This window comes from Kocuria sp. WN036 (assembly GCF_002287015.1).
In the GTDB taxonomy this organism is placed as follows: Bacteria; Actinomycetota; Actinomycetes; order Actinomycetales; family Micrococcaceae; genus Kocuria; species Kocuria rosea.
The window spans coordinates 19,848-38,554 of sequence record NZ_NSKF01000004.1 but is presented as its reverse complement, the minus strand read 5'-3'; the positions used below and the strand labels follow the sequence as shown (position 1 = coordinate 38,554).

The 18,707-nt window shown below is 73.9% G+C and carries 13 protein-coding genes; 2 read left to right on the top strand and 11 right to left on the bottom strand.

All coding sequences use genetic code 11. From position 1 onward, the window contains the following. Nucleotides 1-260: 260 nt before the first annotated feature. The 4 genes from CK505_RS04275 to CK505_RS04260 all read right to left on the bottom strand — a co-directional run bounded on the left by CK505_RS04275 (nucleotide 261) and on the right by CK505_RS04260 (nucleotide 5,293). Nucleotides 261-1,709, bottom strand: coding sequence for a dihydrolipoamide acetyltransferase family protein (locus tag CK505_RS04275; RefSeq protein ID WP_035928185.1), 1,449 nt, complete (start codon nucleotides 1,707-1,709; stop codon nucleotides 261-263). An 82-nt stretch (nucleotides 1,710-1,791) separates the two neighbouring features. Further along, the gene (locus CK505_RS04270) at nucleotides 1,792-2,775 is read right to left on the bottom strand and encodes an alpha-ketoacid dehydrogenase subunit beta (protein WP_095650348.1); all 984 of its coding nucleotides are present in this window, start codon (nucleotides 2,773-2,775) and stop codon (nucleotides 1,792-1,794) included. Then, on the bottom strand, nucleotides 2,772-4,073 hold the full coding sequence (locus CK505_RS04265; protein ID WP_255250886.1) for a thiamine pyrophosphate-dependent enzyme: 1,302 nt from the start codon (nucleotides 4,071-4,073) through the stop codon (nucleotides 2,772-2,774). The genes CK505_RS04270 and CK505_RS04265 overlap by 4 nt, the downstream gene beginning before the upstream one ends. Nucleotides 4,074-4,129: 56 nt before the next feature. Further along, on the bottom strand, nucleotides 4,130-5,293 hold the full coding sequence (locus CK505_RS04260) for a histidinol-phosphate transaminase (RefSeq protein ID WP_017833498.1): 1,164 nt from the start codon (nucleotides 5,291-5,293) through the stop codon (nucleotides 4,130-4,132). A 167-nt stretch (nucleotides 5,294-5,460) separates the two neighbouring features. Between CK505_RS04260 and purB the strand changes: the two genes are divergently transcribed. Next, entirely contained in the window at nucleotides 5,461-6,888 is a 1,428-nt protein-coding gene (gene purB, locus CK505_RS04255) for an adenylosuccinate lyase (RefSeq protein ID WP_095650347.1), read from the top strand. 118 nt (nucleotides 6,889-7,006) lie between these two features. Here the strand turns inward: purB and CK505_RS04250 are convergent, their stop codons facing one another. Next, nucleotides 7,007-7,270, bottom strand: a complete 264-nt coding sequence (locus tag CK505_RS04250; protein ID WP_017833496.1) for a hypothetical protein — start codon at nucleotides 7,268-7,270, stop codon at nucleotides 7,007-7,009. A gap of 324 nt (nucleotides 7,271-7,594) precedes the next feature. Here CK505_RS04250 and CK505_RS04245 point away from each other — a divergent pair, with 324 nt between their 5' ends. Further along, nucleotides 7,595-8,302: a BTAD domain-containing putative transcriptional regulator gene (locus tag CK505_RS04245; RefSeq protein ID WP_035928176.1), complete on the top strand. Its 708-nt coding sequence runs from the start codon at nucleotides 7,595-7,597 to the stop codon at nucleotides 8,300-8,302. 112 nt (nucleotides 8,303-8,414) lie between these two features. Here CK505_RS04245 and CK505_RS04240 read toward each other — a convergent pair whose 3' ends face one another. From CK505_RS04240 to CK505_RS04215, 6 genes are all read right to left on the bottom strand, one after another. Then, nucleotides 8,415-12,482 (bottom strand): Pls/PosA family non-ribosomal peptide synthetase, encoded by a 4,068-nt coding sequence (locus CK505_RS04240; RefSeq protein ID WP_255250885.1) that lies wholly within the window; start codon nucleotides 12,480-12,482, stop codon nucleotides 8,415-8,417. A 469-nt stretch (nucleotides 12,483-12,951) separates the two neighbouring features. Beyond that, nucleotides 12,952-14,622 carry an FAD-dependent oxidoreductase gene (locus tag CK505_RS04235; RefSeq protein WP_095650345.1) on the bottom strand — a complete coding sequence of 557 codons (1,671 nt, stop codon included), beginning with the start codon at nucleotides 14,620-14,622 and terminating at the stop codon, nucleotides 12,952-12,954. 22 nt (nucleotides 14,623-14,644) lie between these two features. Further along, nucleotides 14,645-15,562: an FAD:protein FMN transferase gene (locus CK505_RS04230; protein WP_095650344.1), complete on the bottom strand. Its 918-nt coding sequence runs from the start codon at nucleotides 15,560-15,562 to the stop codon at nucleotides 14,645-14,647. 115 nt (nucleotides 15,563-15,677) lie between these two features. After that, nucleotides 15,678-16,619: a glycerophosphodiester phosphodiesterase family protein gene (locus CK505_RS04225; RefSeq protein WP_095650343.1), complete on the bottom strand. Its 942-nt coding sequence runs from the start codon at nucleotides 16,617-16,619 to the stop codon at nucleotides 15,678-15,680. Between the two features lie 169 nt (nucleotides 16,620-16,788). Then, nucleotides 16,789-17,607, bottom strand: a complete 819-nt coding sequence (locus CK505_RS04220; RefSeq protein ID WP_035928165.1) for a hypothetical protein — start codon at nucleotides 17,605-17,607, stop codon at nucleotides 16,789-16,791. A 105-nt stretch (nucleotides 17,608-17,712) separates the two neighbouring features. Then, nucleotides 17,713-18,687: an acyl-CoA thioesterase gene (locus CK505_RS04215; protein ID WP_017833489.1), complete on the bottom strand. Its 975-nt coding sequence runs from the start codon at nucleotides 18,685-18,687 to the stop codon at nucleotides 17,713-17,715. Between the last annotated feature and the right edge of the window lie 20 nt (nucleotides 18,688-18,707).

Sequence of the window (18,707 nt, the reverse complement as noted above, 5' to 3'; positions counted from 1 at the left end):
GCGTCGCACGAGTGATCCATCGTGAATGAGATGTGTGATTGTGTCTGGGGGGATTTCAATCACGGGTCCACAGGAGATGGGGCGCCGGGCACGGGACGCAACCGCCCAGTTCCACGTCGGTGCGGCGTCGGGCCACGGCCCGGCGGGGAGAGCCGTGAGACGTGGCGGCACGCGCGTCGACGACGCAGCACACGGCCCCGCACCGATCGGTGCGGGGCCGTTGCCGTGCCGCTCGTGCCGCGGACCGCACGGGCCGGGGCTCACTCCAGCAGCAGCGCCGGCTCCTCGAGGATCCGGGCCACGTCCGCGGTGAAGCGGGCCGCGAGGTCCCCGTCGACCACGCGGTGGTCGAAGGACCCGCCCAGCGTGGTGACCCAGCGGGGCACCACGGCGCCGTCCACGACCCACGGCTTCTGCTTGATGCTCCCGAACGCGATGATCGCCACCTCGCCGGGATTGATGATCGGCGTGCCGGTGTCGAGGCCCAGGGCCCCGATGTTGGTCACGGTCAGGGTGCCGCCCTGCATGTCGGCCGGCTGCGTGCGCCCCGCCCGAGCGGTCCGGGAGAGCTCGTCGAGGGCCACGGCCAGCTCGCGCAGCGAGAGGTCCTGGGCGTCCTTGACGTTCGGGACCATGAGACCGCGCGGCGTGGCCGCCGCGATGCCCAGGTTGACGAAGTGCTTGACGAGGATCTCCTCGTCCGTCCACGTCGCGTTGACCATCGGGTTGCGGGCCGCGGCCCACACGACGGCCTTCGCGAGCACCAGCAGGGGCGTGACCTTGACGCCCTCGTAGTCCGGGGCGGCCTTGAGCCGCCGGACGAACTCCATGGTGCGCGTGGCGTCGACCTCCACGAAGACCGAGGCGTGCGGGGCGCTGAAGGCGCTGCGCACCATGTTCTGCGCCGTGGCCTTCCGCACGCCCTTGACGGGGATCCGCTCGATCCGCTCCTCCGGGGCCGCGGGGCGGCGCCGGTCCACGGCCTCGCCGAGCCGCGCCACGTGGGCGAGCAGGTCCTGCTTGGTGATCTGTCCGGCGGCGCCCGTGGCGGGGACGTCGGCGAGGTCGACGCCCAGGTCCCGTGCGGCCTTCCGGACCGGAGGCTTCGCCAGCGCGGGGCGGCGCGGGACGACCTCGACGGCCGGGGGCACGTCGCCGCGACCCGGCCGGCGCCAGACGCCGCTGTCCTCGGCCAGCCGGGCGGCGCGCCCTGCGATGCCCTGGGCCGCCGTGCCGATCCCCCCGCCGAGCCCGGCGCCCAGCGGGCCCCGGGACAGCTTCTCCGTCCAGCCCGCGGGCCGGGCCGGCTCCGGCTCGGCCTCCGGCGCCGGCGGCGGGACCGCCCGGCGCCGCCGCCGCACGGGGTCGGCCTTGGGCCCGGAGCCGACGAGCGGCCGGTCCGCACCGGGCTCCCCGCCCTCCCCCAGGATCCCGGGGACGCCGGAGGCCGGGGCGGGCTCCGCCGACTCGCCCGGGGAGCCCACGGCGATGATGGGGGCGCCGACCTCGACCGTGCTGCCCTCGGCGGCCAGCAGGTCCAGGACGGTGCCGGCGTACGGGGACGGCAGCTCGACCACGGACTTCGCGGTCTCGATCTCGACGAGCACCTGGTTGACCGTGACGGTCTCCCCCGGTGCGACCTTCCACGCGAGGATCTCCGCCTCGGTCAGGCCCTCGCCGACGTCGGGCAGGTTGAAGATCTGGGGCATGTCAGTACTTCCTCTCTCGCGCGCGGCCCCCGGGCCGGCGGCGGTGCCGCCGGCCCGGGGGCCGGCGACCGGGTCGGCGGGGTCAGTAGGCGAAGGACCGGTCCAGGGCCTCGAGGATGCGGTCGAGGTCAGGCACGTACTGGTCCTCGACGGCGGCCACCGGGTACGGCAGGTGGTAGGCGCCCACCCGCAGCACCGGTGCCTCCAGGGAGTAGAACGCCCGCTCGGTGAGGCGGGCGGCGATCTCCCCGCCGAGGCCGCCGAAGGTCGGGGCCTCGTGGGCGACGACGAGGCGGCCCGTCCGGCGCACGGAGTCCTCGAGGGTGTCGAAGTCGATCGGCGACAGCGAGCGCAGGTCGATCACCTCGACGCTGCGCCCGTCCTCCTCCGCCGCCTGCGCCGCGGCGAGCGCGACCGGCACGAGAGGGCCCCAGGCCACCACGGTGGCGTCCTCGCCGTGACGGACGACCTGCGCGGAGAACGGGTCGACGGTCGGGCGCTCGACGTCCACCGCGCCCTTGAGCCAGTACCGCCGCTTGGGCTCGAAGACGATGACGGGGTCCTCGCACGCGATGGCCTGCTGGGTCATCCAGTAGGCGTCCTGGGCGTTGGACGGCGTGACGATGCGCAGCCCCGCCGTGTGCGCGAACAGCGCCTCGGGGGACTCCGAGTGGTGCTCCACGGAGCCGATGACCCCGCCGTAGGGGATGCGGATCGTCACGGGGACGGTGACGTCCCCGTTGGTGCGGTTGCGCATCTTGGCCAGCTGCGTGGTGATCTGGTTGAACGCCGGGAAGGAGAAGCCGTCGAACTGGATCTCGCACACGGGCCGGTAGCCGCGCAGGGCGAGCCCGATGGCGGTGCCCACGATCCCGGCCTCCCCCAGCGGGGTGTCCATCACCCGGTGGGCGCCGAAGTCCGCCTTGAGCCCCTCGGTGACGCGGTAGACGCCGCCGAGGGAGCCGATGTCCTCGCCCATGAGCAGCACCCGGGGGTTCTCCTCCATGGCCCGGCGCAGGCCCGCGTTGACCGCCTTCGCGATCGTCAGGTCCGGTGCGGTGCTCATGCGAGGTCCTCCTGGGTGCCGGCGGTCTCCGGGTCGGGGGCCCCGGCCACGGGGTCGGCCGCCACGGTCAGCCCCGCGGCCTGCGTGCCCCGGTCCGGTCCGGCGGTGCCCGGCCCGGCGTCGTCGTCGGTGTCGGTGTCGGCGAAGCCCGCCTGGTAGGCCGCGTACCAGGCGCGCTCCTCCTCCACGAGGGCGTGCGGCTCGGCGTAGGGCCGGTCGAAGAAGTCCTCGAACGCGGGCGGGTCCATGGCCAGCACGAGGGCGCGGGCCTGGTCGGCGAACGCCTGGGCGTCGGCCGCGACGTCGGCGAAGAAGTCGTCGCCGGTGCCGTGGGCCTCGCGCAGGTGCGCCTCGAGACGGAGCAGCGGGTCGAGCTCGCTCCAGTGCTGCTCGTCCTCCCGCAGGCGGTACTTGGTGGGGTCGTCCGCGGTGGTGTGGGCCCCGAGCCGGTAGGTCTCGGCCTCCACGAGCACCGGGCCCTGGCCGGCGCGGGCCTTCTCGAGCGCGTACCGCGAGGCCGCCAGCACCGCGAGCACGTCGTTGCCGTCCACGCGGATCCCCTCGAAGCCGTACCCCGCGGCGCGCTCGGCCAGGGGCACGCGGGACTGGGTGCGGAACGGCACCGAGATGGCCCACTGGTTGTTCTGCACGAAGAAGACCACCGGGGCGTCGTAGGACGCGGCGAAGACCATGCCCTCGTGGACCTCGCCCTGGGTGGAGGTGCCGTCCCCGAAGTAGACGACCGCGGCCGCCGGCTCGGCCTCCCGGCCCTCCGCCTCGGCCGTCCGCCGGTCCAGGTCGATGCCCATGGCGTAGCCCACGGCGTGCGGGACCTGGCAGCCGAGCACGATGGAGTAGACGTTCATGTGGTGCCGGCTGGGCCGCCAGCCCCCGGCGCTGTGCCCGCGGAACACCGTGAGCAGCTCGGCGGGCTCGACGCCCCGCTCGATGGCCACGGCGTGCTCCCGGTAGGTCGGGAACACGTGGTCGGCCGGGCGCAGCGCACGGGCGGAGCCCACCTGGGCTGCTTCCTGCCCGCGCATCGGCGCCCACAGCACCAGCTGCCCCTGCCGCTGGAGGTTGGTCGCCTCCTCGTCGAAGCGGCGGGCCAGCGCCATCGAGCGGTACAGCCCGCGCAGCTGCTCGGCGTCGACGTCGCGCACGTACGGGGACAGGACCGGGTCCTCGCTCAGCCGGCCGTCCCGGTCGAGGAGCCGCACCAGGCGCGTGCGCACCTCCGGCGTCGGCACGGTGCGGGCCGGCACGGGGGCGGCCGGGGACGATGGGGCGGCATCCATGGGCAGGACGTCCTTTCGGGTTGCTCGGGAGGGAGCCGGGCCGGCGCGGCCGAGGATCAGAGCACGGGCGGGTGGGGGAACTGCGCGCACAGCTCCAGGAACCGGGTGTTGGCCTCCGGCTCCCCGATGGTCACGCGCACGCCCTCGTCGCCGAAGCGGCGCACGGACAGGGCGTGGGCGTCGCACAGCTCGGCGAAGCCCCCGCTGTGCTCGCCCAGGTTCAGCCACACGAAGTTCGCCTGCGTCTGCGGGTACGGCCAGCCGAGCCCGTCGAGCCCGGCGAGGACCCGCTCCCGCTCGTCGACGACCCGCTGGACGCGCTCGGCCACCTGGTCGTAGTGGCGCACGGACGCGATCGCCGCGCGCTGGGCGAGGTCGGTCACGGAGAACGCGGGGGACGCCTGGCGCAGGTACTGGGTGATCTCCTGGCGGGCCACGGAGTAGCCGATCCGGAGCCCGGCCAGACCGTGGGCCTTGGAGAACGTCCGCAGCACGACGACGTTGGGGTGCCGGCGGTACAGGTCGACGCCGTCGACGAGGTCGTCGCGGCGCTGGAACTCCTGGTACGCCTCGTCGATCACCACGATCACGTCGCGCGGCACGGCGGCGAGGAACTCCTCGACCTGCGCGGTGGTGAGGCTGGGGCCCGTCGGATTGTTCGGCGTGCACAGCAGCACGACCTTCGTCCGGGCGGTGACCGCGGCGGCCATGGCCTCGAGGTCGTGGGAGCCGTCGCGGCGGTTCGGGACCGGGACGCCCAGCCCGCCGGAGAGCCCGATGCTGATCGGGTAGGCCTCGAAGGAGCGCCAGGCGTGCACCACCTCGTCCGGGGTGCCGTCCTCGCCGGCGCCCACGAAGGCGCCGAGCAGCTGGTTGAGCGCGCCGAGGCTGCCGGCGCCGGTGACGATGTCCTCGGCGGGAACGCCGAGGAACTCGCCGAGCACCTCCCGCAGCTCCGCGGAGGTCGTCTCGGGGTAGCGGTGCACCGCGTCCCAGCCGGCGAGGACCTCCTTGACGGCGGGCACGGGCCCGAACGGGTTCTCGTTGGAGGACAGCTTGTAGGACACGAGCCCGTCCACCACGACCGGGGGCTTGCCGGCCGCGTAGCGGGGAAGTCGGGACAGAGCCGGGCGCGGCCGGACCGCCGGGGTGGTGGCGGTGGCCGGGCCCGAGGCCGGGGCGGTGCCGGCCAGGGTGCGGGTAGCGTCGCTGGTACTCATGGAGGTCATGCTATCCCCGCACCCCCGGGGTTCCCCCGGTCGATGACGCCCCCCCGGACGACCCGCTGCTTTTCGGGGCGAAAGCTACAACCGGGTTCCGCGAAAGTTGGCGGCGGACGACAATTCGTCCGCCCGGGAGCGCGCGGGGGCCGTGGAAGAATGTGCCCATGCCCAACACCGATCGCATCCTGTCCTCAGGGCGCGCGGCGCTCGCCGCCGCCGTCCCGCCCGTCGCGCTGGGGCCCCTCGACGGCCGCTACCAGCCCGTGGTCGCGCCCCTGGTCGACCACCTCTCCGAGGCCGCCCTCAACCGCAACCGCGTGCACGTGGAGGTCGAGTGGTTCCTGCACCTCGCCGAGCGGTCGGTGCTGCCGGGGCTGGCGCCCCTGACCGAGGAGCAGACCGCGGGGCTGCGCCGGATCGTCACGGACTTCGACACGGACTCGGTCGCGGAGCTCGCGGAGATCGAGGCCGTGACGGTCCACGACGTCAAGGCCGTGGAGTACTACATCGGCCGCCGGCTGCCCGCCCTGGGACTGGAGCACCTGGTCCCCCTCGTGCACTTCGGCTGCACCTCCGAGGACATCAACAACCTGGCGTGGGCCCTGGGAGTCAAGGACGCCACGACCGACGTGTGGCTGCCCGCGGCCCGGGCGCTCGTGGCCGACGTCGCGGCGCTGGCCGGGTCCGCGGCGGAGACCCCCATGCTTTCCCGCACCCACGGCCAGCCCGCCACGCCCACCACGCTGGGCAAGGAGATGGCGGTGGTCGCCCACCGCCTGGGCCGCCAGCTGTCCCGGATCGAGCGCACCGAGTACCTGGGGAAGATCAACGGAGCCACGGGCACCTACGCCGCCCACTACGCGTCCGTCCCGGACGCGGACTGGACGGAGGTCTCGCGCGAGTTCGTGGAGGGCCTGGGCCTGTCCTGGAACCCGCTGACCACCCAGATCGAGTCCCACGACTGGCAGGCCGAGCTCTACGCCGACCTCGCCCGGTTCAACCGGATCCTGCACAACTTCTGCACCGACGTCTGGTCCTACATCTCGATCGGCTACTTCCAGCAGATCCCGGTGGAGGGCGCCACCGGCTCCTCCACCATGCCGCACAAGGTCAACCCCATCCGCTTCGAGAACGCCGAGGCGAACCTCGAGCTCTCCAACGCTCTGCTGGACGCCCTCGGCGCCACGCTCGTGACGTCCCGGTGGCAGCGCGACCTCACCGACTCCTCGTCCCAGCGCAACATCGGCGTGGCCTTCGGGCACTCCCTGCTCGCGGTCTCCAACGTGAGCAAGGGCCTGGCCCGCCTCGACGTGGCGGAGGCGGTCCTGGCCGCCGATCTCGACGCGAACTGGGAGGTCCTCGCGGAGGCGGTCCAGATGGTCATGCGCGCCGAGGCGATCGCCGGCGTCGAGGGCATGGACAACCCCTACGAGCGCCTCAAGGACCTGACCCGCGGCCGCCGGGTGGACGCCGCCCGGCTCCAGGAGTTCGTGGCGGGCCTGGGCCTGCCCCCGGCCGCGGAGCAGCGGCTGTCCGGGCTGACCCCGGCCACCTACACGGGCATCGCGGCGGACCTCGTGCGCTTCCTGTGAGCCCGCGCCCCGCGTGACGACGGGGTGCCCGGGCACGGGGCGCCGGGACGCGCCCGGGCACCCCGTGCCGCGCGGATCGGCCCGTGCGGACCAGTCCGTGCGGATCAGTCCGTGCGGATCAGACGGACGGGAGGTCGTGCAGGTTGTTGCACACGGTGTCCTCCGGGGCGGCCCACAGCCGCTTCTCGCACCCGGCGGACACCACGCGGACCCGCAGCTGCCCCGACGACCCCGGGACGTAGTAGAGGTGGACCTCGCTCTCGATGTCCCGGATGATCCGGGTGGTCGACCGCGGGGACCACACCTCCGCGGGATTGCACAGGGCGACGATGTTCCCGAGGGGGTCCGTGCGGACGCCCGTGACGGGTCGCTGGTCGGTCATCGGTAGAACTCCTGAGCTCGTGCCCCGGCCGGCACCGCCGGTCCGGGGATCAGTCGTATACCACGGTGCGGTCCTGCGCACCACCCTCCACCGGGGTCGCGTGCCGGCCGCCTGGGTTTTCGTTTGCTTTTGACGCACTCCGGGCGTTCGCTTTTGACTCACGGGGCGTTGCCCGGGATCATCGGTGCCTGAACCCTCTCTCGCGGCGGACCTGGATCCTGGTCCGCGGGACCGGAGAGGACGGTGCTCGGACCACGGCCTTCGGGGGAAGGCAGGCTCCGGGCGCACCGGGGACAGTGATCATGACAGTGGGGGATCATGACAATGGATGGGGAACACTCGATCAGGCTGCGGCTTCTCGGCAACGTCGAGGTCGAGCTCGACGGCACCGTGCTGGCCCTGGGCCACCGGCAGCAGCGCCTGCTGGCCGCGCTCGCCGTCCTCGGTCCCAAGCCGCGCCGGTTCCTCGGCGAGCTGCTGTGGCCCGACCGGACCGCGGAGCGCGCGATGGGCAGCCTGCGCACCACCGTCTTCAACATCTCGCGCCAGGTGCCCGGAGCCGTCGGGGCCCGCGGCAACAACATCGCCCTGGCCGAAACGGTCACCGTGGACCTGCACGAGCTGCGCGCGTCCCTGGACCGGGCGGCCACCGCCACGGCGCCCGTGACGGAGGACCCCTGGTTCCTGTCCCCCGACGGCGCCCAGCTGCTGCCCGGCTGGTACGACGGCTGGGTGATGGCCGAGCAGGACCGGCTGCGGACCCTGTACGTCAACGCCGTGGAGCACCTCGCCCGGCTCTCCCTGGAGCACCGCGACTTCTACCGGGCCCACGTGCTCGCCGACAACGTCCGGGCCCTGGACCCGCTGCGGGAGAGCGCGGTCCGCGTGTCGATCGAGGCGGACCTGGGTCTCGGCAACAACGCCCCGGCCCTGCAGACGTTCCGCAGCTTCTGCAGCACGATGGCCGACGAGCTCGGAGCGCCGCCCTCCCCCCAGATCACCCAGCTGATGGGCCACATGCGCAGCGCCTGACGCGCTCCCGCCCGGGGCCGTCCCGGCCGGTGCGCGCCCGGCGGCGGGGCAACGGCGTCCCCGCGACCCGCTGCCGGGTCGCGGGGACGTCCACTGGGCGGTCATGGCCGGGTCATCGTCCCGAGGTCAGGGCGGCCGTGGCCGACCGCACCGGGATGCCGCGCCAGGCGGTGTGGGGCAGCAGCTGCTCGCCCTTCATCACCAGCGACAGGGCGTCCACCGAGGCACCCGCGCCGACCGTCGTGTCGTAGAGCACGATCGAGCGCGCACCGACGGAGGCCCCGGGCAGGATCTCCACGTGGGACATCTTCATCACTCGGTCCTCGAAGAGGTGCGTCTGCAGCGACACGTCCGTCGAGACGGCGGCGTCGTCGCCGATGTGGACGAGGTCGAACTCGGTCAGGTAGGTGGTGCCGATGTACGTCCGCCGGCCGATCTGCGCGCCGAACAGGCGCAGGACCGGGCCGATCAGGGGCGTGCCCACGAGACCGCCGATGAGGGCGGGGACCGCCGCGGACTCGTACACGCCGGTGACGAACTCGCTGCGCCGGACGAAGTTGTCCCACAGCGGCTCGACGCGCTGGCGGTACCGGCCCACGATCGCCCACTTCAGGACGACGACGGCGAGGACCACGGTCAGGCCGGTGGCCAGCGCGACGAGGGGCAGCACGGCCACGAAGCCGAGCAGCGTCAGCTCGGGCACCAGGGCGACCGAGGCGAGCAGGCCCAGGTAGCCGATCAGCCCGATCAGCGCCGGCGGGACCGTGATGCGCAGCGCCTCGATGACGAGGCGGGCCGCCACCTTGCCGCGCGAGGGCCGGAAGGTGAGGCTCTCGTCGTAGTTGCCGCTGTCCTGCCGGCGGGGCAGGAACATGGCGGGCGAGCCCAGCCAGGACGTGCCGTCCGGCACGTCGGCCGGGGGCACCGAGGCGACGCCCACCAGGGAGCCCTCGCCCATCCGGGTGCCCGAGGGCACGAACGCGGCGTTGCCCACGAACGAGCGGTCGCCCACCACGGTGCGCTCCATGTACAGGTGACCGTGGTGGTAGACGGCGCTGCCCACGCTGGCCATGTCCGCGACGAAGCTTCCCTCGCCGAGGGTGAGGAGGTCCGGGTCGATGTGGCCGACCGTGGAGACCTCGGAGCGGGGGCCGACCTTGGCGCCCAGGGCGCGCAGCCAGGGGACCGTGTACATCGTGGCGTACAGGGCGTTGGTGCTCTCCAGGCTGGTGGAGAGCAGCTGGTCCGCCATCCACTTGCGCACGCCGAGCCCGCTGCGCACGGGGTGGATGCCGGTGGGCGTGCGGCGCAGGACGATCTTCCGGCCGCCCGCGACCACGGCGCAGACCGTGAGCACGTAGACGACGCCGACCGCCGGGGTGAGGGCGAGCCCCACGGGGAGGCCGAACTCCAGGGCCGCGGCCCAGATCATCAGGAAGGACGGGAGCACCAGGACGAAGGGCATCAGCTCGAGGACCAGCCAGCCCAGGAGCAGGCCGGCCGCCAGCGGGGCGGGCCAGCGGCCGCTGGGCAGCGGGCGCCGCTCCATCCGCTCGAGCAGCTCGTCGTCCCCGTCACCGGGCCGGGCCGGGGAGCCCAGCCAGTGCTCGCCGGCGGGGATCGTCTGGTTGCGGGAGGCCAGGGACTGCTCGGCCAGGCGGGCACCGTCCTCGATCCGGGTGCCCGGCTGCAGGAGGGCGTTGGCCCCCACGAACGCGTCGTCGCCGATGTGCACCGGCGCGATGGTCACCCACCCCTCCTCGACCTGGGCGGTCTGCACGGAGGAGTTGTAGCCGATGCTGGCGCGGGCGCCGACGGTGACGAGCGAGGGCAGGCCGATGGCGGCGGTGCCCACGTGGGCGTCCGGACCGATCCTGGCGCCCAGCAGGCGCAGGTAGACGGCGGCCATCGGGGTGCCGGTCAGGAGGTTGAGCGGCGAGAGCCGGGTCAGCCCGTCGATGCACCAGAGCAGGTAGTACTGCCGGCCCCAGAGGGCGTGGTGCCCCGGTCTGACGAAGCGTCCCAGCACGCGGGAGCCGAGGAACGGCAGGAGGACGCGGGCGAGCACCGAGACCAGGACGCCCACCAGGAGCATGTCCCACATCAGGGCGTAGCTGAACTGACCGCCGTAGGAGTACAGGACCGCGGCGAGCGGGGAGCCGACGAGCATGGCCGCCAGGACCATCGTCGTCACCTGCGCGAGGCCGCACAGCGCCACGCGGCCGCTGGTGTGGTGCAGCGGCGCGGGGCGGTCGTCCGGGGCGGCCGCGGCGGGGACGTACGCCGGGGCGGCGTCCAGGTGGCGCGCCAGGTCCCGGACGGTCGGGTAGGTGTAGATGTCCGCGATGGAGATGTCCTGGTCCGGGTGCGCGCGGCGCAGCTCGGACGTGGCGGTCGCGGCGAGCAGCGAGTGCCCGCCGAGCTCCATGAAGAAGTCCGCCTCCACGGAGAGCTGGTCCTCGGGGATGCGGAAGACCTTGGACCACACCTCCGTGATCCCCCACTCGGCGTCCGTCGCCGGCGGGACCAGCCCCATCGTGGTGACGAAGCGGGGCGTGCTGGGGTCCGGCAGGTTCTTCCGGTCCACCTTGCCGCTGACCATCATCGGCATCGCGGGCAGGATCTCGTAGAAGGACGGCACCATGTACGGCGGCAGCGCCGCGACCACGGAGTCGTGGAGCAGCTCGAAGAGGGCGCGCTCGTCGCGCACCGGGGCGCGCAGGGTGAGGAACGCCGCGACGTCGTCGCCGCCGGAGGTGAGCTTCACGGCGGCGTCCGCCACCGCGTCCTCCCGGCGCAGCACGTTCTCGATCTCCTGCAGGTCCGCGCGGTGACCGCGGATCTTCACCTCGCTGTCGGCGCGGCCGAGGTACTCGATCTCGCCGTCGGGCATGAACCGGCCCAGGTCGCCGGTGCGGTAGATCCGTCCGGCCCGGGGCCCGTCCGGGTGGGGGCGGAAGCGCTCCTCGGTGACGTGCGGCAGGTTGACGTAGCCGCGGGCCACGCCGGGGCCGGCGATGCAGATCTCGCCCGGCTCGCCGTCGGCGACCTCGTTCATCTCCTCGTCGAGGATCCGCACCTCGTAGGTGGGCAGGGGCTTGCCGATGGTCACGGGCCGCCCGGGGGCGAGCTCGCCCCACGTGGCGGTCACGGTGCCCTCGGTGGGGCCGTAGGTGTTGAGCATCCGGCGCTCGGGGGTGGACCACCGCTCCACGAGGTCGGCGGGGCAGGCCTCGCCGCCCACCAGGATGCTGCGGATGCGGGGCAGGTCGTGCTCGAGGGTGGCCAGGACGGTCGGCACGCAGTAGAGCACGGAGATCTCCATGCGCTGCAGGAACTCGGCGAGCCCCTGTCCCAGGCGGGCGTCGTCGGTGGGGCCGGCCACCAGGGAGGCGCCCACGGCCCAGGTCGGCCAGATCTCCTCGATGGAGAAGTCGAACGCGATGGTCATGCCCTGGTAGACGCGGTCCTCGGAGCGGACGTCGTAGACCTCGGGCACGATCTCGATGAAGTTGCAGATGCTCGAGTGCGCGACCTCGACGCCCTTGGGGCGGCCGGTCGAGCCCGAGGTGTAGATGATGTAGCACGTGGGGTCGCCCTCGTGGCGGACGACCGGGCGGTGCGCGGGCGCCTCCCCGAGCCGCTCGCCGATCCGGCCGACGTCGACGACGTCGGCGGGCGCGTCCTCGACCAGGGCCACGAACTCGGCGGAGGTCAGCATGAGGGACAGGTCGGAGTCCTCGGCGATGAACTGCACGCGGTCCGCGGGCAGGTTCGGGTCGATCGGGACGAAGGCAGCGCCCGTCTTGAGGATCGCCAGGAGGGACGCGTAGAGCATCGTGGAGCGCTGGAGCAGGATCCCGACGCGGTCGCCCGCGCTCAGGCCGTAGCCGGTGATCAGGTGGGCCAGGCGGTTGGCGAGCTCGTCGAGCTCCGCGTAGGTGTAGGCCCGGCCGTCGGCGTGCAGCGCCTGGGCGTCGGGGGTCAGGTCGCAGCTGCGCTCGAAGAAGTGGTGCAGCCGGGTGGGCTTGGTCTCCGTGCTCCGGACGCCCCGGGTCGAGGGCTCCGTCCACGGAGCTGCTCCGGCGGGGCCTCCCTTCGCGGCGGCCTCGTCCCACAGCACTCGCTCTGCCGCCGCAGCCTCCTCGCGGCGGTGAGAGCGATGTGGCACTGAGGTCATGTCCAACTCCTTTCGATGCACGTAACACCGGTGTTACCGGCACGTCCGTTCTACGGAGCGGGGTGTTATGGCCTCCTCACGGATCCGTCACGGCGGCGTTATTCCTCCGTTATCGATGCGTTCGTCGGTGGAGCTGCCAGGGGCGATGCCGACCGCCCGATGGGTTTCCAGTGGTAAAGATCACAGCCCGCATCTCGCTCTGCGAGACGTTTTCGACTGCAATCGTGCGGTTCCCGGGCCGGGGGTCGACGGTCGGGGACGCTCCCCCGGTGCGCGCCGGGGGCCGGGAGCTGGGTGGCCGGTCGCCCGTCCCGGCCACAGCTCCGGGGACAGGAGAATTCCCCCTGTTACCTTTCGTGAACGAGCGTCGGGTCGTCCTTGCACGCACGAGGCCCCCGCACGGGAACAGGACCGTCTCGTCCCTGTTCCCGTGCGGGGGCCTCGTGCTGCGCCGCGTCCCGGGTGCCGCTCAGCCGGCCGGGGAGCCCCGGTCCTCGTCGTCGCCGGAGGGCGTCGCCGCGGCGCCGTCGGGCCGGGCCGCCCAGGTGAGGTAGCCGCCGTCGAGGTTGACGACGTCCCGTCCGTGCTGCGCCAGGACCCGGGCCGCGAGGTAGCCGCGCAGGCCGGCCTGGCAGTGCACCACGAGCTCGCCCTCCGGCAGCTCGTCGAGGCGGTCCCGCAGCTGGTCCAGCTCGATGTTGATCCCGCCGGGGATCGGCATCGCCGTGTGCTCACCCGGGGTGCGGACGTCCAGCAGGGTGGCGCCGGAGGCGAGGCGGTCGTCGAGCTCGTGCCACTGGACGGTCTCGACGAGCCCGTCCCGGTGGTTGCGGTCGATGTAGCCGAGCATGTTCACGGGGTCCTTGGCGGAGCCGTAGAGCGGGGAGTAGGCCAGCTCGAGCTCGGCGAGGTCGGCGGCCGCGATGCCGCCGGTGATGGCCGTGGCGAGGACGTCGATGCGCTTGTCCACGCCCGCCCCGCCCACGCCCTGGGCGCCGAGGATCGCGTCGTCCTCCGGGTCCACGAGCAGCTTGAGGGTCATCCCCTCCGCCCCGGGGTAGTAGCCGGCGTGGTTCGCGGGGTGCGTGTGGATCGCCCGGTAGGACCGGCCCGCGGCGCGCAGCCGCTTCTCGTTCCAGCCCGTGGCCGCGGCCGTGAGGCCGAAGACGCCGACCACGGAGGTGCCCAGCACCGGCCGGTCGGAGACATCCATGCCGGCGATCACGTCGGCGACGAGCCGGCCCTGGAGATTGGCCGTGTTGGCCAGCGCGACGAGCGTGGCGGACCCGTCGAGGGCGTCGCGCTTCTCCACGGCGTCCCCCACGGCGTAGACGTCCGGGTCGGAGGTGCGGAGGTGCTCGTCGACGACGATGCCGCCGCGCGCCCCGACCTCCAGCCCCGCGGCCCGGGCCAGCGTGCTGTCGGGGCGGACGCCGACCGCGGCGAGGACCACGTCGGCCGGCAGCTCGGTGCCGTCGTCGAGCGTCACGGTGCGCTCCCCCACCTCGGTGACCGTGGTCCCCAGCCGCAGGTCGAGCCCGCGCTCGCGCATCAGGGTGTGCACGGGCTCGACCATCTCGGGGTCGAGCGGGGCCATGACCTGGGGGGCGGCCTCGACGAGGGAGACCTGCAGGCCGCGGTGGACGAGCTGCTCGGCGACCTCGAGGCCGACGTAGCCGCCGCCGACGACCACGGCGGAGCGGGCGCCCTCGACCGCGGCCACGACCGCGTCGGTGTCCTCGATGTCGCGCAGGACCAGGGCGCGCTCGATGCCGGGCACGGGCGGGCGGACGGGGACGGCCCCCGGGGAGAGGACGAGGACGTCGTAGCCCCGCTCATCCTCCCGGCCGGAGGCGAGGTCCCGGACGCGCAGCACGTGCCGGTCCCGGTCGACGCCGACGACCTCGTGCCCCACCCGGACGTCGAGGCCGAACCGGGCGCCCAGGGACTGCGGGGTCTGCAGCAGCAGCGCGGAGCGCTCCTCGATGACGCCGCCCACGTGGTAGGGCAGGCCGCAGTTGGCGAAGGACACGTGGCCGCTGCGCTCGTACACCGTGATCTCGGCGTCCTCCAGCAGGCGGCGCAGACGGGTGGCCGCGGACATTCCGCCGGCGACGCCGCCCACGATGACGATTCTCATGCGGTCATGCTACCGGCGCCGCTCAGGCCGCCGCGCGGCCCGCCCGCTCCGGCCAGCCCGGTGTCCTGAGGCGGCGCCGGAGGGTGCTGCCGGGCCGGGAACCGGTGAACTCGCCGTCGGCCGCGCACGCCGCGACCCAGCCGGGCGCGTCCCGTCCCAGCACGTGCGCCGCGCGGGCGTAGGCCTGGGCCTCCACCGCGCTCTGCGCGGCGACCACGACCCGGTCCCACGGGCTCGCCGCGACGGCGCCGGTCACCGGGTCGACCAGGACGCTCCCGGGGCTCTCCACCACCGCGAGGCCCCGCCGGCCGCGCTCGACGAGGGCCGCCCGTACCCCGGGCTCCACACCGGTCCGGGGGTCGGCGGTCCGGGGGTCGGCGCTCCGTGCCGCCGGGGCGGCGCCTACGAGGGCGGCGGCCGCGGCGGTCGGCCCGCCCACGGCGCACGCCGTGCCGACCTCGGCGACCAGCGCGACGCCGGGGTGCGTCTCCGTGAAGACCCGGACGATGCGGTCCGCCGCCCACGCGTCCGCGACCGGCGCAAGGTCCAGGACCGTGCCGCGGCCCAGGCGCAGCCGCCGGGTGGCCACGTCCAGGTCGAGGCGTCCGATCCCGGGCGCCGGGTGCGGCTCGAGCCCGTCCAGGGCCCGCCAGGCCGCCCCGCCGGTGGTGGGATCGGTGAGCCCGCTCGTGAGGCGGGCGGAGAGCAGAGCGGCCGCGACGATCCCGGCGAGCACGGGCCCGAGGACGACGTCGACGTCCTCGTGCTCGGCGAACCGGTTCAGCAGGGACAACTCCGAGTCGATGCGCTCGGGCGCGACGGCGCGGGCGGTCTCGCGGCGCACGTGCTCGGCGAGCCGGACGGCCTCGGCCTGGAGGTCCGGGGCGGGAGCGCGCACGGCGCCGGCGTCCGGGGCGCGGGGCGGGATCGGGGTGGGCATGACCGTCTCCTGGTGGTGGGGGGAGAGGCGGGCGACGACGGCGTGCGGGGGGACACGGACAGCTGCTGTCGAGCATACGCGCGCCGGACCCGGCCGGCGGTGACGTGACCCCCCGTTACCCGACCGCCGTGCTCGCGCACCGGGACCGGCCCGTGACGGCCGCCGGGCCGCCGGCCGGGACGCCGAGCGGGGCCCCGGAGGGCGCCCGCACCCAGCGCAGCACGTCGGCCGGGCGGTTCGTGGTGAGCTGCTGGACGCCGAGCGCGCGGCACAGGTCCACGTCCCGTGCGGTGTCGACCGTCCAGACCCGCAGCACGCGCCCCTCCGCCCGCCACTGCCGCACGAGGTCGGGGCGGGCCCGGACGAGGTCCAGCCCCGGGCCCACCAGGTCCACGAGGCCCGCCGAGATCACGGGCAGCGCCGGCGGCACCACGAACCGCATCCCGGCGTGGAGCACCGCCGCGGCCGTGCGGCCGACGCGCAGGCTGTCCCCGACCGTGCGGCGGGTGGTCGTCCCGACCAGCTGGCACACGTGCCGGGCGGGCACCGTCTCCAGGAAGTGCCGGACGGCGTCGGGGTGGAAGCTCATCAGCGAGACCGTGACGTCGTCCAGCCGCCCGGTCTCGGGGTCCCAGCCCTCCCGCATCAGCAGACCGAGGACCTCCTCCTCGAGCCGGTGGCCGAACGGGCTGGGGTGCTTCGTCTCCACGGCCAGGCCCACGGGCCGGCCCGCTCCCCGCAGCAGGTCCAGCAGCTCGGGCAGGGTGAGCAGCTGACGGCCCGGCGCCCCGTGGCCCGGCGGGATGCGCACGCCCTTCCAGGAGGTCCAGTCGAGGCGGCGCAGCTCGGCGAGCGTGCGGGCGGAGACGGGGCCCCGGCCGTCGCTCGTGCGGCCCAGCTGGGCGTCGTGGTGCAGGACGAGGTGGCCGTCGCGGCTGAGGTGGACGTCGCACTCCACCCCGTCGGCGCCGTCCAGCAGCGCCTGCACGTAGGCGGCCCGGGTGTGCTCGGGGAGGTCCGCGCTGGCCCCCCGGTGCGCGTAGACGATCGGCCGCACGGCGCTCCCTCGGCTGTCGGTCGGGGCGCGGTGCGCCCCGCTCGTGCACCAGGCTAGGCAGACGCGGTAAACGCGGGGCCACGCCCCGGCGGACCTGTCGTGAACGACGACGACGCCCCGCCGGGCGCGGGGCGTCGTCGAGCGGCAGCGCGGGAGCGCGGCGCGGGGTCTACTGCTCCCCGGCGATCTCGCCGCGGGCCGCGGCGGCCGTGTCGGCCTTCCGGCCCCGCCTGCCCTTCCGGGACGTGCCGTCGTCGAACCGGGGGGCCCGCTCCTCGGGCCCGAGCTCGGCCGGGAACGTGGTGGGCAGCGGCCCGAACGCCTCGTGCGTCGCGGCGATGACCTGCTTGGACATGGCCAGGTTCGCTCCCCCGCCGACGATCGCGCCCACGCCGAACGGCAGGGCGCGGCCGAACACGGCGCCGGTCTGCTTGAGCAGGAAGCGCTTGACGAACATGTTGCGGATGATCCTGCTGACGTCGAAGGTCTTCGAGTCGTCCTTGCCCATCATCAGGCCCCAGGAGGACATCATGCCGCGGCCCTTGGTGCCGCTGGCCAGGATCTGGTTCATGACCTGGCGGCCGTCCTCGCCGAGCATCAAGGCCATGACCATGGTGCGGGTCTTCTCCGGGTCCTCCGTGTGCACCCCGTGCAGCTCGGCGATCGCCTGGGCGTACAGGGCGGTGGCCTCGAGGTAGCCGACCACCGCGAACGAGGACAGGCCGAGCGACGCGACGGTGCCGATGCCGGGGACCACCGCGGTGGCGCCGACGGCCCCGCCGCCCATGGTCACGGACCGGACGTAGATCTTCTCGAGCCGCCTGGCGATCTGCTCGGGCGTCTCGTCGGGGTGGTCGGCGCGCTCCTTCTTCACGAAGCCCAGGACCACGGGCCGCTGCACGCGCAGCACGGTGTCGAGGAGCTTGTTCATGGCGGGCTTGGGCTTGCCCTCGTCGTCGAACGCGTTGTTCAGGGGATTCAGGTCCATGGCGTGCTCTCCTTGTGGGGTGCCGGGACGGTGGGTCTCGGCCCACTATATGCACAGCAGGCTGATCGGGTCCCGGGATTCGCCGACGGCTGAGGAGGAGCGCGGTCAGCTCCCGGGCAGCCGGGAGACGGACGGGTCGACCTGCTGGAAGGAGTCCGGGAACTCGGCGCGCAGCCGGACCAGCTCCCGGGCGAACGCGTCCAGGTCCCGGTCCTCCTGGCTGACCGGCTGCCACTGCCGGGCTGGCAGGGCGTGGCCCTGGTCGTCGAGGGCGACCATGACCATGAGGCAGTTGGTGGTCAGGGCGAGCTCCCCGGTCGCGGGGTCCCCCGACCAGCAGTTCACGGAGATGTGCAGGCCGCGGGCCGCGGTGTGGATGAGCCGCGCCCGGACCTCCACGAGGTGGCCGATGTGCATGGGCCGGTAGAACCGGACGCCCCCGGCGTAGACGGCGATGACCGGCCGGCCCGCCCACCGGGCCCCGCACACGTACGCGGCCTCGTCGATCCAGCGCATGGCCGTGCCGCCGTGCACCTTCCCGCCCCAGTTGATGTCCGTGGGCGCGGCGAGGAAGCGCAGCACGGTCTCCTCGGCGGTGCCCTCGTCCGTGTACCGCTGCTCCGCCATCAGCTCCTCGATGCTGTTGCGCAGCTCGATCCGCCGCTGCGTGACGGCCGACTGCTGGCGCTCGTGCTCCGTCTCGGGCGCCCACTGCGGGACGGGGGTGGGGCGGCCGTCCCCGTCCACGGCCACCATGATGATCAGGCACGTGTCCTTGAGGGTCACCCCGTGCTCGCGGGGGTCCGCGGAGGCGACCTCCACCCGGATGTGCATCGAGGACCGTCCGGTGTGCACGATCTTCGCGGAGACCTCCACCATGTCCCCCACGCACACCGGGCGGTCGAAGTGGATGTTGCCCACGTACGCCGTCACGCAGTAGGCCCGGGACCAGCCCACGGCGCACGCGTAGGCGGCCTTGTCGATCCACTCGAGGACGCGCCCGCCGTCCACGGTGCCGGTGCGCCCGGCGTCGGTCGGGGCGGCGAGGAAGCGGAGAACGGCGGTGTCGCGTGCGGCCATGCCCCCAGTGTGGCACGGGT

What these genes read in the sequence shown, in the direction of transcription:
- CK505_RS04245 (WP_035928176.1), top strand. Translation starts at nt 7,595, where the DNA reads ATGGATGGGGAACACTCGATCAGGCTGCGGCTTCTCGGCAACGTCGAG.
- CK505_RS04215 (WP_017833489.1), bottom strand. Translation starts at nt 18,687, where the DNA reads ATGGCCGCACGCGACACCGCCGTTCTCCGCTTCCTCGCCGCCCCGACC.
- CK505_RS04250 (WP_017833496.1), bottom strand. Translation starts at nt 7,270, where the DNA reads ATGACCGACCAGCGACCCGTCACGGGCGTCCGCACGGACCCCCTCGGG.
- CK505_RS04275 (WP_035928185.1), bottom strand. Translation starts at nt 1,709, where the DNA reads ATGCCCCAGATCTTCAACCTGCCCGACGTCGGCGAGGGCCTGACCGAG.
- CK505_RS04270 (WP_095650348.1), bottom strand. Translation starts at nt 2,775, where the DNA reads ATGAGCACCGCACCGGACCTGACGATCGCGAAGGCGGTCAACGCGGGC.
- CK505_RS04220 (WP_035928165.1), bottom strand. Translation starts at nt 17,607, where the DNA reads ATGGACCTGAATCCCCTGAACAACGCGTTCGACGACGAGGGCAAGCCC.
- CK505_RS04235 (WP_095650345.1), bottom strand. Translation starts at nt 14,622, where the DNA reads ATGAGAATCGTCATCGTGGGCGGCGTCGCCGGCGGAATGTCCGCGGCC.
- CK505_RS04230 (WP_095650344.1), bottom strand. Translation starts at nt 15,562, where the DNA reads ATGCCCACCCCGATCCCGCCCCGCGCCCCGGACGCCGGCGCCGTGCGC.
- CK505_RS04265 (WP_255250886.1), bottom strand. Translation starts at nt 4,073, where the DNA reads ATGGATGCCGCCCCATCGTCCCCGGCCGCCCCCGTGCCGGCCCGCACC.
- purB (WP_095650347.1), top strand. Translation starts at nt 5,461, where the DNA reads ATGCCCAACACCGATCGCATCCTGTCCTCAGGGCGCGCGGCGCTCGCC.
- CK505_RS04260 (WP_017833498.1), bottom strand. Translation starts at nt 5,293, where the DNA reads ATGAGTACCAGCGACGCTACCCGCACCCTGGCCGGCACCGCCCCGGCC.
- CK505_RS04240 (WP_255250885.1), bottom strand. Translation starts at nt 12,482, where the DNA reads ATGACCTCAGTGCCACATCGCTCTCACCGCCGCGAGGAGGCTGCGGCG.